Source organism: Citrobacter sp. TBCS-14, assembly GCF_005280805.1.
Taxonomy (GTDB): Bacteria; Pseudomonadota; Gammaproteobacteria; order Enterobacterales; family Enterobacteriaceae; genus Citrobacter; species Citrobacter gillenii.
This window is the reverse complement of the sequence record NZ_SZWM01001093.1, coordinates 1-216: the sequence shown is the minus strand read 5'-3', so window position 1 is coordinate 216 and position 216 is coordinate 1. Positions and strand designations below refer to the sequence as shown.

The 216-nt window shown below is 55.6% G+C and carries 1 protein-coding gene; it reads right to left on the bottom strand.

Translation table 11 applies throughout. From position 1 onward, the window contains the following. The coding region (gene thyA, locus FDX22_RS24145; RefSeq protein WP_146717900.1) for a thymidylate synthase at window positions 1–216 on the bottom strand (216 nt) is incomplete at both ends.

Here is a 216-nt window from a genome sequence, read left to right as displayed (position 1 = left end):
GGCGTAGCTGGCGATGTTGAACGGCAGACCGAGGAACACATCGCATGAACGCTGATACAGTTGGCAAGAGAGTTTGCCATCCGCCACGTAGAACTGGAAGAACGCGTGGCACGGCGCCAGCGCCATTTTATCCAGTTCGCCTACGTTCCACGCGGAAACGATAATACGACGGGAATCCGGGTCGTTTTTCAACTGGTTCAGCACCGTCGTGATCTG